Below are 14314 nucleotides of genomic sequence, written 5' to 3' on the forward strand. Positions count from 1 at the left end.
GGGTCACCACCAGTATTTGCCGAAGTTTTGCGGGTTGGCCCAGAACTTGGAATTGAGCCAGTCCGGCACCTGTTTGTAGTCGCGCAGGTCGTAGGTGAACAAAGTGAGCGTCTGCCCATCACGCTGGAACGATTCAGTGGCTTGCAGGGCCAGGGCGAACAGTTCGGTCGCCTGCCAGCCGCAGGCGTTCAGGTCGACCAGCACGGCCATGCGACTGGCGTTGAGGTTGCGGATGCCGCCCAGCAGTTCCAGTGCGGTGCGCTTGGGTAGGTGCTCCAGGCAATCGACCACAAGTGCAAGATCGTAACGCTGGGCAGCCAGCTCTGCGGGTAGCGCGCCTGCCGGGGCCTGGGCGACCACGGCCTGTGGGTGGGCTTGTTGGAATGCGGAGATCGCCGGCAACTGGCTGGCGCCAACCAGCAGCAGGCGCTGCGGCTCATGGTGGTCGAGCAGGGCGGCGAGCGCCTGCTGCGGGGTACGCGAAGATTGGTCGTGGTTCATGGTGCGCAAAATTCGTTGACGGTTTGCCAAGACTATCGCGCTCTGCGGACCGATCCTATGGATATTGGTATGGAAAGTGCCTATAACTGGCGGATAGTAAGGAAGCGATCTTTACTTCTTTGCTGTCGGTTATGCCGATTTCCTAAACAGGAGACCTAAGAAGATGAGTATCACAAGGAAAGCAGTACCCCTGATTCTGGCGAGCAGTCTGTTGACCGGCTGTGCAGGCATTCAGAAAACCGATTGGCCGACCTGTGCGGCCGTGGGCGGTGTAACAGGTGCAGCGCTGGGTGCGATCGAAAACTCCGAGTGGGCCGGTTACGGTGCACTGGTCGGTGCTGGTGTAGCCGCAGCTTATTGCTGGGTGCATGGCGCTGAGGAGCAGGTGGCGGTGGTCGAAGAGACTGTCGTCGAAGAAGTTGTTACTCCGGAGCCTGCCGAGCCGGTTCGCGTCGAACTGGACGTCAAGTTCGACTTCGACAAGACCGTGGTCAAGGAAGAAAGCCAAGGCGACATCAAGGCGCTGGCTGACTTCATGAGCCAATACCCATCCACCAGCACCGTGGTTGAAGGTCACACCGACTCCGTCGGTACCGACGCTTACAACCAGGGCCTGTCCGAGCGCCGTGCCAATGCCGTGCGCGACGTACTGGTCAACCAGTACGGCGTAGGTGGCGACCGCGTAAGCTCGGTCGGCTATGGCGAGAGCCGTCCGGTGGCCGACAATGCCACCAGCGAAGGCCGCGCCATCAACCGTCGCGTTGAAGCTGAGGTCGAAGCTCGCCCCTAAGTAGTCTTCTCCCGGCAAGGCGGCTGCAGCATCCCGCGCAGTCGTCCACCGGGACTGGCTTGTACACTTTGGGGGACGGGTCTTTACTCCTGTGTTACCGGTAATCGAACCGGTGACACAGGAGATCCCGCCATGAGAAGCATCTCAAGGGCAGTTGTACCCCTTCTCTTGGTCAGTAGTGTTCTCTCAGGTTGCGTCACGACTTCCAGTACGGGAGATGCGCCGCTCAACCAAGGGAACTGGCCCATTTGTACGGCGATTGGCGGCCTGGCCGGAGGAGGTCTTGGCGCCATCGAAAGTTCTGCTTGGGCAGCTGGAGGTGCGGTGGCCGGTGCGGTCATCGGAACCTTGATCTGCTACGCCCAGGACGGCGACCAGGATGGCGATGGTGTATTCGACCGTCGTGACCGTTGCCCCGATACCCCGCCCAACACACCGGTACGTCACAACGGATGTCCGTTGCCTGAATATCCGGATTCCGCACCCGCTAGCGAGCCTGTGGTCGAGGCTGGTGATCCGGTACGCGTCGAACTGGACGTCAAGTTCGATTACGACAAGTCCGTGGTCAAGCAAGAAAGCCAGGCCGATATCAAGGCAGTGGCTGACTTCATGAGCCAGTACCCGCAGACCAGCACCACCGTGGAAGGCCACACCGACTCCAACGGCTCCGATGCATACAATCAGGGGCTGTCCGAGCGGCGTGCCAATGCGGTGCGTGACGTACTGGTCAACCAGTACGGCGTGGCGAGTGATCGGGTGTCGTCGGTAGGTTATGGCGAGTCTCGCCCGGTGGCCGACAATGGCACCGACGAGGGACGTGCCGTCAACCGTCGCGTCGAGGCATCAGTCGAGGCACAACCCGCGCAATAGCGTTTTTGGCGGTGATCTACTCCCGCACCTCTCTCGGGTGGTGCGGGAGCTGATTCGGCGCTATCAGAAAGTCGGGCGGGCGGCCGCAATGGCCACCAGGGCAAGCCCCACCAGCAGATTACTTCCCACCAGACGGCGGATACGCCCGAGAGCCTCGCCACCTGCCGGCCAGTTCTGTGCCTCCAAGGCCTGACGCAGCAGCGGCAGTTGCAGGAAACGCACGCGCAGGAACAGCGCCAGCATCACCAGATACAGGCCCATCATTATCTGCACATAGCGTGGTGCGGTCTCGAAACCGGCGAAGCGCATATGCAGCATGCCCATGCCGGAAACCGGCAGCACCAGCACGGCGATCCATACCCAGAGGAAGAAGCGTTGGAACACGTCCAGCCACAGGCTCAGCCGTTCCGGTGCCTGTAGTTTGGCCACGGCGGCGGGGCGCAAAATCATCCAGGCGAAGAACATTCCACCGACCCAAACCAGGGCGGCCAGCACATGCACGGCGTAGAGGGCAGCAAAGACAGTCATCGGCAAGCTCCGGTTAGCGATGGCGCGCGAGCATAACCTATCGGTAAACTACTGAAAATTTATCCAGCCTTTTCCGCGCCCATGCTCAGCTCCGAACTCAAGTCCCAGATCCAGGGCGCCTACAGCCGTTTTCTCGAAGCCAAGGGGCTGAAGGCCCGTTATGGCCAGCGCCTGATGATCGCCGAAGTGGCCAAGGTGCTGGGGGCGATCAAGCACAACGAAGAAGGCCAGCGCGATGGCGAGCCCGCCGTGGTGGCGGTGGAGGCGGGGACCGGTACCGGCAAGACGGTCGCTTACAGCCTCGCTGCCATTCCCACCGCCAAGGCCGCCGGCAAGCGCCTGGTGATCGCCACCGCCACCGTGGCGCTGCAGGAGCAGATCGTACACAAGGACCTGCCGGACTTGATGCGCAACGCCGGCCTGCAGTTCAGCTTCGCCCTGGCCAAGGGCCGGGGCCGCTACCTGTGCCTGTCCAAGCTGGACATGCTGCTGCAGGAAGGCCAGGCGCAGAGTGCTACCGCGCAGATGTTCGAGGAAGAAGGCTTTCGTATCGACGTCGACGAGCACAGCCAGAAGCTCTACAGCAAGATGATCGAGAAGCTCGCCGGCAATCGCTGGGACGGCGACCGTGACAGTTGGCCCGAGGAGCTGGAAGACCAGGTCTGGGGAACCCTGACCACCGACCACAGCCAGTGCACCAACCGCCATTGCCCGAACTTCCAGCAGTGCGCCTTCTATAAAGCGCGCGAGGGCATGACCAAGGTCGACGTGATTGTCACCAACCACGACATGGTTCTGGCCGACCTGGCCCTGGGCGGCGGCGCCGTGCTGCCGGATCCGCGCGAGACGCTCTACGTGTTCGACGAAGGTCACCACCTGCCGGACAAGGCCATCGGCCACTTCGCCCATTTCACCCGCCTGCGCAGCACTGCCGACTGGCTCGGCCAGGTGGAGAAGAACCTGACCAAGCTGCTGGCCCAGCATCCGCTGCCTGGCGACCTCGGTCGCCTGATCGAGCAGGTGCCCGAGCAGGCCCGCGAGTTGCGCACCCAGCAGCAGTTCATGTTCAGCGCCTGCGAGCAGTTGGCCGACTTCCGAGCCGGTGAGGACATGGAGGGCCGCGAGCGCCCGCGCCACCGTTTCGAGGGCGGCCTGGTGCCCGAGCACCTGCGCGAGCTGGGCATCGAACTGAAGAAGGGCTTCGCCAAGCTCACCGACGTCTTCACCCGCCTCACCGAACTGCTCAAGCAGGCCATGGACGACGAGGGCACCAGCCTGGGCCTTGCCAGCCACCAGGCGGAGGAGTGGTACCCGCTGTTCGGCAGCCTGCTGGCTCGCGCCCAGGGCAACTGGGAGCTGTGGACCGCCTTCACTGTCGAGGACCCGGAAGACAGCCCGCCGATGGCGCGCTGGCTGACCCTGGCCGACAGCAGTGCGCTGTTCGATATCGAGGTCAACGCCAGCCCGATCCTCGCCGCCGAGACCCTGCGCCGCAACCTGTGGAATGTCGCCTATGGCGCCCTAGTAACGTCCGCCACGCTGACCGCACTCGGCACCTTCGACCGCTTCCGCATGCGTTCCGGCCTGCCCAAGGCGGCGGTAACCGCCGTGGTGCCCAGCCCGTTCCACCATGCCGATGCTGGCGTACTGCGGGTGCCGGACCTCAAGGCCGACCCGCGTGACGCCGCCGCCCATACCGCCGCCATCATTCGTGACCTGCCGGAACTGGTGAAGGGCGCGCGCGGCACCCTGGTGCTGTATTCCTCGCGCAAGCAGATGCAGGACGTGTTCGACGGCCTCGATCGCGACTGGCGCAAGCGCGTGCTGATCCAGGGCAACCTGTCCAAGCAGGAGACCTTGAACAAGCACAAGGCGCGGGTCGACGATGGCGACGAGAGCGTGCTGTTCGGTCTGGCCAGCTTCGCCGAGGGTGTCGACCTGCCGGGCGCCTACTGCGAGCATGTGGTGATCGCCAAGATTCCCTTCGCCGTGCCGGATGACCCGGTAGAAGCGGCGCTGGCCGAATGGATCGAGGCGCGCGGCGGCAATCCGTTTATGGAAATCGCCGTGCCCGACGCCTCGCTGCGCCTGATCCAGGCCTGCGGCCGCCTGCTGCGTACCGAGGCCGACCGCGGCACCATCACTCTGCTGGATCGCCGCGTGGTCACCCAGCGCTACGGCAAGGCGATCCTCAATGCCTTGCCGCCGTTCCGTCGCGAGATCGCCTGATCCCGTTCACCTGTCAGCGAGTTGGCTATGCGCACCATCCTGATTACCGGCTGTTCCTCGGGTATCGGCCACGCCACGGCGCTGGCCTGCCGTAACGCTGGTTGGCGAGTGTTCGCCAGCGCGCGCAAGGCGGCGGACGTTGAGCGCCTGCAGGCCGAGGGGTTCGAGACGGTGCAGCTCGACCTGGACGACTCCGCCAGCATCGCTGCGGCACTGGCCTGGGTGCTGGAGCAGAGTGGCGGTGGCCTGGATGCACTGTTCAACAACGCCGGCTACGGCCAGCCCGGCGCCATCGAGGACCTGCCGCGAGTGGCCTGGCGCGAGCAGTTCGAGAGCAACCTGTTCGGCCCCATCGAGCTGACCGCCGCGGTGCTGCCGATCATGCGCCGCCAGGGTCATGGCCGCATCCTGTTCAACAGTTCGGTGCTCGGCTATGCGGCGCTGCCGTTGCGCGGCGCCTACAACGCTTCCAAGTTCGCCATGGAAGGGCTAGTCGACACCCTGCGCCTGGAGCTGGCCGGCAGCGGCATCGAAGCGGTGCTGGTCGAGCCGGGGCCGATCATCGCGCGCTTCCGCGCCAACAGCCTGCTGGCCCTGCGCAAGCATGTGGACACCAGTCGCGGTGCCCATGCGGCCAGCTACGCGCTGATGGAAGAGCGCCTGGCCCGGGAAGGCGCGGCGGTCAAATTCACCCTGCCGGCGGAGGCGGTGGCCGAGGCCGTGTTGCAGGCGCTGGATAGCCGAGTGCCGCGTACCCGCTATCCGGTGACGGTGCCAGCAAGGCTTTTCCGCCTGCTCAATCGGCTGTTGCCGGACCGTTTGCTGGATCGAATCAAGGCCAGCTCTGTCTGAAATCAGGCACTTGCGTAGCCGCCAGGCGGGCTCCGGGGTGGCAATAGCAACCCTGCCTGGTGTCTACTTGGGCATCTTCCGGAGTGCCTGTTCGATGATCCGCCGTATTCTTCCGCTCGTTATCGCCCTCAATCTCGCCGCACCCGCCCTGGCTGCGCCCGAGGGCCAGCAGACCCTGTTCAGCTTTATCAAGCCCACCGATGTGGTGAAGGTCGAGAGCCAGGCCGCCAGTTTTCCCGAGCTGACCGCAGAGCCGACGCCCGAGGGCGAGGTGCTGCGCCGTTTCACCTTCAATGCTGCTGACAACCCCAGCCTGCGCCTGAGTCCGCAGACCGGCGACTGGGACTGGTCGCAGGCCGGCGCGATGAGCCTGCGCCTGCAGAGCGCGATGGACTGGGCGGTGACGCTGGATGTGCGCATCGAGAGCCGTGACGGCAAGGTGCTGACCAGCCGTATCGCCCTGCCTGCCGGCCCGGCGCAGACCCTGCTGGTGCCGCTCGCCGCCACCTCGCCGCGAGCTCAGGGCATGCGCGCTGCACCGCCCATGCCGATCAGCGTCGAGGGGCAGCGCGTGCTGCTTGCCGACGTAGTCGAGGGCGAGCTGACGGCCGCGCAGGTCAGTGCTGTGACGCTGAGCATGAGCAAGCCCGATGCGCCACAGAGCGTCCTGCTCGGCCGCTTTGGCGTGCAGGCCGGCGATGCGGCGCAACAGGCCGTCTATACCGGCATCATCGACGCCTATGGCCAGTACAGCCGCGGTCAATGGCCGGGCAAGGTCGACAAGGATCAGCAGCTGCGCGAAGGCGCGGCCCGCGAGCGCGAGCAACTGAAGACCTGGCTGGCAGAGCGCCCGCAGCAGGACAAGTTCGGCGGCTGGATGAGCGGCCCGACATTCGAGGCCAAGGGCTTCTTCCGTACCGAGAAGCGCGATGGCCGCTGGTACCTGGTCACGCCCGAGGGGCATCCCTTCTATTCCCTCGGGGTCAATGCGGTCAGCGCCTGGCAGAGCCAGACCTATGTCGAGGGCCGCGAGTCGATGTTCGCCGCCCTGCCCAAGGATGGCGAGCCGCTGGCCAGCTACTACGGCAAGCGTGACAGCCGCAGCGACAGCGGTGCCAGCCGTGGTCGGGCCTTCGACCACGGACGCTGGTACGATTTCTACCGCGCCAACCTGCAGCGCAGCTACGCCGAGCCCTGCCAGGCGGCCCAGCCGCCGCTGGCCGCGACGCCAGCACCGGCCGAGCCGGCAGCCTGCCCGCCGCCTGGCTTCGATGCCGATCGCTGGGCCCAGAATACCCTGGACCGCCTGCAGGCCTGGGGCTTCAACAGCCTGGGCAACTGGAGCGACGATACCCTGGGCAAGGCGCAGCGCCTGCCTTACAGCATCCCGCTGTCGATTTCCGGCGACTACGCCACCATCAGCACCGGCCACGACTGGTGGGGCGGCATGCCCGACCCGTTTGATCCGCGCTTTGCCATGGCTGCCGAACGCGCCATCGCCATCGCCACTCGCGATCGCCGCGACGACCCCTGGCTGATGGGCTTCTTCGCCGACAACGAACTGGCCTGGGCCGCTCCCGGCGATGATCCGAAAGCCCGCTACGCCCTGGCCTACGGCACCCTGCGCCTGACCACCGACGTGCCGGCCAAGCGCGCCTTCCTCAAGCAGCTGCGCGACAAGTACCGCAACCAGAATGGCCTGTCCAAGGCTTGGGGCATCGAGCTCAAGGCCTGGGAGCTGATGGAGGACCCGGGCTTCGAGCCGCCGCTGCCGAGCGCCGAGTTCCCGCAGATCGAGCAGGACCTGCAGAACTTCCAGCGCCTGTTCGCCGATACCTACTTCAAGACCATCGCCGACTCGCTGAAGTGGCACTCGCCCAATCACATGCTGCTCGGTGGCCGCTTCGCCATCGCCACGCCGGAGGCCATCGCGGCCTGCGCCCAGTATTGCGACGTGCTGAGCTTCAACTTCTATGTCAGGGAGCCACAGCACGGCTACGACTTCGCCGCTCTGCGTGCGCTGGACAAGCCGCTGATGGTCACCGAGTTCCATTTCGGCTCGCGTGACCGTGGGCCGTTCTGGGGTGGTGTGACCGAGACCTACAAGGAAGAGGAGCGTGGCCCGGCCTACGCCAACTTCCTGGCCAAGGCCCTGGAAGAACCGGCGATCGTCGGCGTGCACTGGTTCCAGTACCTCGATCAACCGGCTAGCGGTCGTCTGCTGGACGGCGAGAACGGCCACTTCGGCCTGGTCGCCATCACCGACCGCCCCTGGCAGGGCTTCGTCGAAGCCGTGCGCAAGGCCAACCTCAAGGTGGCCGAGAAGCTGCTGCCCAAGGCCGAAGCGGCCCCCGCGAAACCCTGATCTGCTTGCGTGAGTCCCGTCCCGGAACGCGTTGCCGCGCTTCCGGGCGCTAGACCGTTGGTCTGACCAAGTGACTTGAGCAAAGCGGCAGGATTCCCATGAACAGTCGGTGCTGAAACAATGCCGGCCATTCGGACCGAGGAGTAAGAGGTTGCAGATCCAGGGCCATTTCGACCTGCGCTTCGAAGCGCTGAAGGATGCCTTCGTCGAACTCTTCGACGATCCCCAAGAACGTGGCGCCGCTCTGTGCGTGCAGATCGGCGGCGAAACCGTCGTCGATATCTGGGCTGGCACGGCCGACAAGGATGGCGCCGAGGCCTGGCATACAGACACCATCCTCAATCTGTTCTCCTGCACCAAGACCTTTGCCGCCGTTGCCGCTCTGCAGCTGGTAGAGCAGGGCAAGCTCGAGCTGGATGCTCCCGTGGCGCGCTGGTGGCCGGAGTTCGCGGCGGCCGGCAAGGAGCGCGTGACCCTGCGCCAACTGCTCAGCCACCGTGCCGGCCTGCCGGCACTGCGTGCGCAGCTGCCTGCCGAGGCGCTCTACGACTGGCAACAGATGACCGCCGCCCTGGCCGCCGAACAACCCTGGTGGACGCCCGACGAAGCGCACGGTTACTCGCCCATCACCTATGGCTGGCTGGTCGGCGAACTGCTGCGCCGGGTCGAGGGGCGCGGGCCGGGCGAGACCATCGCCGCGCGCATCGCCCAGCCGCTGGGCCTGGACTTCCATGTCGGCCTGGCCGAGGAAGAATTTCCCCGCGTCGCCCACATCGCCCGCAAGAAGGGTGACATGGGCGATGCCGCCGCCCAGCGCCTGCTCAAGTGCATGATGAGCGAGCCGACTGCGCTGTCCACCCGCGCGTTCGCCAACCCGCCGTCTATCCTCACCAGTACCAACAAGCCGGAGTGGCGACTCATGCAACAGCCGGCGGCCAATGGCCATGGCAATGCGCGTTCCCTCGCTGGCTTCTATGCGGCCCTGCTCGACGGTCGCCTGCTGGAGCCGGAACTGCTGGGCGAGATGACCCGCGAACACTCCTGCGGCGAAGACCGCACCCTGCTGACTTCGACCCGCCTGGGGCTGGGCTGCATGCTCGACCAGGCGGACGTTGCCAACGCCACCTATGGATTGGGGCGCAAATCCTTCGGTCATCCAGGAGCGGGCGGCTCCGTCGGGTTTGCCGATCCAGAACGCGAAGTCGCTTTCGGCTTCGTCACCAATAGTCTCGGACCATACGTATTGATGGACCCGCGTGCGCAGAAGTTGGCGCGTGCGCTGGGCCAATGCCTGTAACTTGCTGGGGGAAGACCTGACCATGCACAAGAAAACACTCATTCTGCTCTGCTGCCTGAGCCTCGCTGCCTGCGCCAACTCGGACAAGAAGGAAGAAACCTCCAGCAGCTGGTGGCCGTTCGGCGACAGCGACAAGCCGGTCGCCGCTGCCAAGAAGGCTCCGCCCAAGATCGATCATGAAGTTACCAATGCCTGGCTGGATGAGTACGAGCCGCGCCTGAAGACCGCCCTGAGCGGCAGCAAGATGGAGCTGGAGCGCCGCGAGAATGTGCTGGTGGTCACCGCACCGGTGGAGAGCTCGTTCAACCCGGACCGCCCGAGCATGCTGATGCCGGCGGTACTCGGCCCGTTCACCAAGGTGGCGAAGATCCTCGAGGCGGACAAGAACACTGGCGTGCTGATCCTCGGCCATGCCGACAGCACCGGCAAGGTCGAAGACAACCGCGTGCTCAGCGAGGACCGCGCCAAGGCCGTGGCCTCGATCTTCCGTCTCAGCGGCCTGCAGCGTGACCGTCTGCTGCTCAAGGGTGTCGGCTCCGACATGCCGCGTGCCGCCAATGACAGCGCCGCCGGCCGCTCGCTGAACCGCCGCGTGGAAATCGTCCTGACCCCGCAGAAGACCCTGGTCGCGCTGCTGGCCCGCTACAGCCAGCCGGCCCCGGCGACTGCCACCGCATCCGCAGCTGCGGCCAACCTGCCAGTGGCGCAGATTGCCGCAGATCAAAAGAAGAAGGACAAGGCGCAGTAAGCTTGCGACATCACTGAGAGGATGTGCGCATGACCCAGACCCTGGCCGATATGCGGCGTGACTACACCCGCGACGGACTCGGCGAAGAGCAGGCCCCGGCCGAGCCTTTCGCCCTGTTCCGCCGCTGGTTCGACGACGCGGTGAAGACCGAGCAGCTGCCGGTCGAACCGAACGCCATGACCCTGGCCACGGTCGACGAGGAGGGGCGCCCGCATTGCCGGGTGCTGCTGCTCAAGGGCCTGGACGAGCAGGGCTTCACCTTCTTCAGCAACTACGAGAGCGCCAAGGCTCGCCAACTGGCGGCACGGCCTTTTGCGGCCATGACCTTCTTCTGGCCCAGCCTGGAACGCCAGGTGCGTATCGAAGGGCGGGTGGAGAAGGTTTCGGCGCAGGAATCCGATGCCTACTTCCAGGTACGCCCGCTGGGTAGCCGCATCGGTGCCTGGGCTTCGCCGCAGAGCCGGGTGATTCGCGATCGCGAGGAGCTGCAGCAGCTGCTCGCCGAGACCGAGCGACGTTTTCTCGACCGCGCGCCGGAGTGCCCGCCGCACTGGGGTGGCTACCGCCTGCTGCCCGAACGCATCGAGTTCTGGCAGGGACGGGCCAGCCGCCTGCACGACCGCCTCAACTACCGCTCGGTGGATGGCGCCTGGCTGCGCGAACGCCTGGCACCCTGAGCCCGGCATGAAGCTGGTCATCGCTCCCGACTCCTTCAAGGAGAGTTTGTCTGCGCCCGAGGTGGCGGCTGCCATTGCGCGCGGCTGGCGCCAGGTATTTCCCAACGCCGATATCCTCCTGCGGCCCATGGCTGATGGTGGCGAGGGCACGGTCGATGCCGTGCTGGCGGCCACCGGTGGTGAGCGCCGCGAATGCCTGGTGCGTGGCCCGCTCGGCGAGCCGGTGCAGGCGCACTGGGGCTGGCTGGGCGAGGGCACTGCGGTGCTGGAAATGGCCGCCGCCAGCGGCCTGCACTGGGTGCCGCGCGAGCGTCGCGATGCCACGCTGACTAGCAGTTTCGGCACCGGCGAGCTGATTCGCGCGGCGCTGGATGCCGGCGCCACGCGCATCATCCTTGGTCTCGGTGGCAGCGCCACCAATGACGGCGGTGCCGGGCTGCTGCAGGCACTGGGTGTGCGCTTCCTGAATGTCGACGCCGCCGAGCTGCCACCTGGCGGCGCGGCATTGGCGCACCTGGCCCGTGTCGATGTCAGTGGTCTGGACCCGCGTCTGCTGCAGGCACGGGTGGAGATCGCCGCCGATGTCGACAACCCGCTGTGCGGCCCCCGTGGTGCCTCGCATGTCTTCGGCCCGCAGAAGGGCGCCAGCCCGCAGCAGGTGGAGCTGCTGGACGCCGCCCTGGGGCACTACGCGCGGGTGGTTGCGGCAACGCTGGGCGATGATCACAGCCTGCAGCCGGGTGTCGGCGCCGCGGGTGGCCTGGGCTTTGCGGCCAAGGCGTTCCTGCATGCCGGCTTTCGTCCGGGCATCGAGCTGGTGGCCGAGTTGTCCGGCTTGGCGGCGGCGGTGCAGGGCGCTGATCTGGTGATTACCGGTGAGGGACGCCTGGATTCGCAAAGCCTGCACGGCAAGACGCCTGTCGGCGTGGCGCGTGTGGCCAAGGCAGCCGGGGTTCCGGTGGTCGCCCTGGCCGGCAGCCTGGGTGAGGCCTATCAGGCGCTGTATGGCGCGGGTATCGATGCGGCCTTCAGTCTGACCTCCGGGCCGCAGAGTCTGGAGCAGGCCATGCAGGACGCCGCTGCCGAGCTAGCGGCGCGCGCCTGCGACCTGGCGCGCATGTGGCGTTTGGCACGCGGCTAGGCGCCGTGCTTGAGATAGTCGCAGGCGGCCTGGTGCAGCCAGTCTTCCAGATGGCGTCGACGAATGCCCTGGGCCTTGGCCGCGGCCAGGCATTCCAGCATGTAGGCGCCCATGGCCGGGTCGCCGGCCGCCATGGACAGGGCCAGGTCGCGGTCCATCCAGCGGCGGATGCGGATATAGATCCACCAGTGGAAGTACAGGCCCGCCAGGGTGGTGACGGCGACTATGAAGTAGTCCATTGCGTGATTCTCGAGAGTGCGTGCGTCATCCTGCCCCTGCGTGCCTGCGCTGCAAACCTGACCCGATGTCGCACCCGTCCCCTACACTGGCGGTAGAGCGGCGGGTGACAGGTCGTCTGCGTCGCGGTCTAATGGACATTGCCCTACACGGAGAGAACCTCATGCGTATTACCAAGCTGTTGACCGCTTCTTGCGTTGCTCTGACTCTGGCCTTGGGCGGTTGTGCCTCCAACCTCAGCGGCGACTCCTACAGCCGCGACGAGGCGCGCAAGGTGCAGACCGTGCGTCTGGGCACCGTCGAGATGCTGCGCCCGGTGAAGATCGAGGGCACCAAGACTCCGATAGGCGCAGGTGCCGGTGCGGTGGTCGGTGGTGTCGGCGGCAGTGCCATTGGTGGCGGTCGCGGTGCGGCCGTGGCGGCGGTGATCGGTGCGGTCGCGGGCGGCCTGCTGGGCGCCATGACCGAGGAAGGCCTGACCCGCACCCAGGGTGTGGAGATCACCGTGCGTGAAGATGACGGCAGCCTGCGCGCCTACGTGCAGCAGGTGCAGGAGAACGAAGTGTTCCGCGTGGGTGACCGCGTGCGCATCATGACGGTCGACGGTACCAGCCGCGTCGCTCACTGAGTGAGCTGAAGGACAGGGGCCCGGCATTCGCCGGGCCTTTTCATATCGATCCAGGGAAATCTCATGAAGGAAAGGATTCTGCCGCTGGCCGTTCTGGTCGCGTTTTCGCTCTACACCATCTTCGTGATGCTCCAGGCCGAGCAGTCGCTGCTGCAGTTCGGCATGCAGTTGATGTCCAGCCCGGATACCGCCCAGGTGGTCATCGATCTCTACATATTTGCTGCCCTGGCCTGCGTCTGGATGTATCGGGACAACCAGGCGCGCCGGGGCTCGCTCGCCTCGCTGCTGCCGTACTTCGCGATCACGGCTGTCTTCGCGTCCGTCGGCCCGCTGCTGTATCTGGTGATCAGGGGTGTGGCCAAGCCGGCAGGGCAGTAGGCATTGAGCCAGCACTTGGAAACCATCGCGGCGCTGTGCGAGGTCGTGCGCAGCGCTTTTCCCGATATCGCGGCCAAGGCCGATCGCGAGTACCTCGCCTACTGGGGTGAGCCGTTTCCCGAGTACGAGTACTCCTGGTTCCAGAGCCTGGCCAATGCGCTCAATGCACAGATGAAGAAGGCTGTTGCCCCGGCCAATCATCTGCCGTTATTCACTCTTATCAGCGATGCGCTGGGGGATTGCAGCGCGGAAGTGCGCAACTGTATTGATGTCTCGTTCGTCGAGAATCTGTTCTGGCAGGTGCCGGCGGACAGGGCCGAGGGGTACTGGCAGCAGTTACCGGCACCCCTCAAACAGCTGTATCTAGGGTTCCATAGGCGCGCGCCGGCTTGACCATATGAGGCATGGGCGACGCCTGGGCAGGGAGTCGCCAATGTCCGGTCTGCTGAGAAACATCCTCGCCTTCTTCCTCGGCCTGCCTGGCCACGCCAGCCATGCGGCGACCGACAGCGTGACGACCTGGTTCTGGGTGAGCCCCTTCGATTCCGGGGTGCGGGTGCTCAAGAGTGACAAGTACCTGCAGTACGCCGAGACGGCGCAGCTGGATTACCTGCTCAAGGTCGGCAGTTTCTTCAGTGTGCTGCGCAGCGGCGCCGGTTTCGTCAACCTGGCCCAGCAGGTGCGCTTCCTGCGCCCGGTCGCACTGTTCAGTTGCGTGCGAGTCGAGACGCGGTTGCTGCATGCTGACGACAAGTGCGCCTACTTCCTTCACGCCCTGCGAGTGCGGGGTGAGCTGGCCGCGGAAATTCTGGTGAAGATGAAGTTCAAGAAGAGTGGTCGAACCCTGGCGCCGTCGACCTTCCTGTCGCATGACTTCGCAACGGCCCCGGAGCGGGTGCATGCCTGGGAGGCTGCTCTGCAGGCGGCCGGCGAATCCTGAGGGCACTCGCTGCGCGCCCATCTGATCTATCCTCGGCCAGAAGCGGGACGCTCTGTGCATAATGTAATAATTTATCTATGGCTTAGTTCTGATAGTTATGGATAATCGCCGCACGCCCTTCGCTGACAGAGGC

14 protein-coding genes and 2 pseudogenes are annotated in these 14314 nt (G+C 65.4%); 13 read left to right on the forward strand and 3 right to left on the reverse strand.

The features are described 5' to 3' along the window. Window positions 1–3: 3 nt before the first annotated feature. Entirely contained in the window at window positions 4–501 is a 498-nt protein-coding gene (locus tag PTT45_RS15965) for a DUF6231 family protein (protein WP_273814561.1), read from the reverse strand. 427 nt (window positions 502–928) lie between these two features. On the opposite strand from PTT45_RS15965, the pseudogene PTT45_RS15970 reads away from it, so the two are divergent. Both PTT45_RS15970 and PTT45_RS15975 read left to right on the forward strand, forming a co-directional pair. Next, window positions 929–1291 (forward strand): annotated as a pseudogene (locus PTT45_RS15970) (OmpA family protein); the annotation flags it as partial. A gap of 132 nt (window positions 1292–1423) precedes the next feature. Further along, a complete protein-coding gene (locus PTT45_RS15975; RefSeq protein WP_273814563.1) occupies window positions 1424–2161 on the forward strand; it encodes an OmpA family protein in 738 nt (245 codons plus the stop codon). Window positions 2162–2224: 63 nt separating this feature from the next. Here the strand turns inward: PTT45_RS15975 and PTT45_RS15980 are convergent, their stop codons facing one another. Continuing rightward, a complete protein-coding gene (locus PTT45_RS15980; protein ID WP_273814564.1) occupies window positions 2225–2689 on the reverse strand; it encodes a CopD family protein in 465 nt (154 codons plus the stop codon). Window positions 2690–2770: 81 nt separating this feature from the next. On the opposite strand from PTT45_RS15980, the gene dinG reads away from it, so the two are divergent. The 7 genes and pseudogenes from dinG to PTT45_RS16015 all read left to right on the forward strand — a co-directional run bounded on the left by dinG (window position 2771) and on the right by PTT45_RS16015 (window position 11998). After that, window positions 2771–4918 (forward strand): ATP-dependent DNA helicase DinG, encoded by a 2148-nt coding sequence (dinG, locus tag PTT45_RS15985; RefSeq protein ID WP_273814565.1) that lies wholly within the window; start codon window positions 2771–2773, stop codon window positions 4916–4918. 27 nt (window positions 4919–4945) lie between these two features. After that, window positions 4946–5770, forward strand: a complete 825-nt coding sequence (locus PTT45_RS15990; protein ID WP_273814567.1) for an SDR family NAD(P)-dependent oxidoreductase — start codon at window positions 4946–4948, stop codon at window positions 5768–5770. 94 nt (window positions 5771–5864) lie between these two features. After that, the gene (locus PTT45_RS15995) at window positions 5865–8135 is read left to right on the forward strand and encodes a beta-agarase (protein ID WP_273814568.1); all 2271 of its coding nucleotides are present in this window, start codon (window positions 5865–5867) and stop codon (window positions 8133–8135) included. Window positions 8136–8286: 151 nt separating this feature from the next. Further along, on the forward strand, window positions 8287–9432 hold the full coding sequence (locus PTT45_RS16000; protein ID WP_273814569.1) for a serine hydrolase domain-containing protein: 1146 nt from the start codon (window positions 8287–8289) through the stop codon (window positions 9430–9432). A 22-nt stretch (window positions 9433–9454) separates the two neighbouring features. Further along, window positions 9455–10141: pseudogene (locus PTT45_RS16005) on the forward strand (OmpA family protein); the annotation flags it as partial. Between the two features lie 68 nt (window positions 10142–10209). Continuing rightward, window positions 10210–10857: a pyridoxamine 5'-phosphate oxidase gene (gene pdxH / locus PTT45_RS16010; RefSeq protein WP_273814572.1), complete on the forward strand. Its 648-nt coding sequence runs from the start codon at window positions 10210–10212 to the stop codon at window positions 10855–10857. A gap of 7 nt (window positions 10858–10864) precedes the next feature. After that, window positions 10865–11998 carry a glycerate kinase gene (locus tag PTT45_RS16015; RefSeq protein WP_273814573.1) on the forward strand — a complete coding sequence of 378 codons (1134 nt, stop codon included), beginning with the start codon at window positions 10865–10867 and terminating at the stop codon, window positions 11996–11998. On the opposite strand, the gene PTT45_RS16020 is transcribed toward PTT45_RS16015, so the two are convergent. Next, entirely contained in the window at window positions 11995–12237 is a 243-nt protein-coding gene (locus PTT45_RS16020) for a hypothetical protein (protein ID WP_273814574.1), read from the reverse strand. The genes PTT45_RS16015 and PTT45_RS16020 overlap by 4 nt on opposite strands. A 161-nt stretch (window positions 12238–12398) precedes the next feature. Between PTT45_RS16020 and PTT45_RS16025 the strand changes: the two genes are divergently transcribed. From PTT45_RS16025 to PTT45_RS16040, 4 genes are all read left to right on the forward strand, one after another. Continuing rightward, complete coding sequence (locus PTT45_RS16025; protein WP_043311800.1) at window positions 12399–12863, forward strand: glycine zipper domain-containing protein; 465 nt, start codon at window positions 12399–12401, stop codon at window positions 12861–12863. A 63-nt stretch (window positions 12864–12926) separates the two neighbouring features. Then, window positions 12927–13241: a DUF2834 domain-containing protein gene (locus tag PTT45_RS16030; RefSeq protein WP_273814575.1), complete on the forward strand. Its 315-nt coding sequence runs from the start codon at window positions 12927–12929 to the stop codon at window positions 13239–13241. 15 nt (window positions 13242–13256) lie between these two features. Further along, window positions 13257–13634, forward strand: a complete 378-nt coding sequence (locus PTT45_RS16035) for a DUF7674 family protein (protein ID WP_273814576.1) — start codon at window positions 13257–13259, stop codon at window positions 13632–13634. 40 nt (window positions 13635–13674) lie between these two features. Next, a complete protein-coding gene (locus PTT45_RS16040) occupies window positions 13675–14181 on the forward strand; it encodes a thioesterase family protein (protein ID WP_273814577.1) in 507 nt (168 codons plus the stop codon). The last annotated feature ends 133 nt before the right edge of the window (window positions 14182–14314 follow it).

Source organism: Pseudomonas sp. Gutcm_11s (genome assembly GCF_028649395.1).
Taxonomy (GTDB): domain Bacteria; phylum Pseudomonadota; class Gammaproteobacteria; order Pseudomonadales; family Pseudomonadaceae; genus Aquipseudomonas.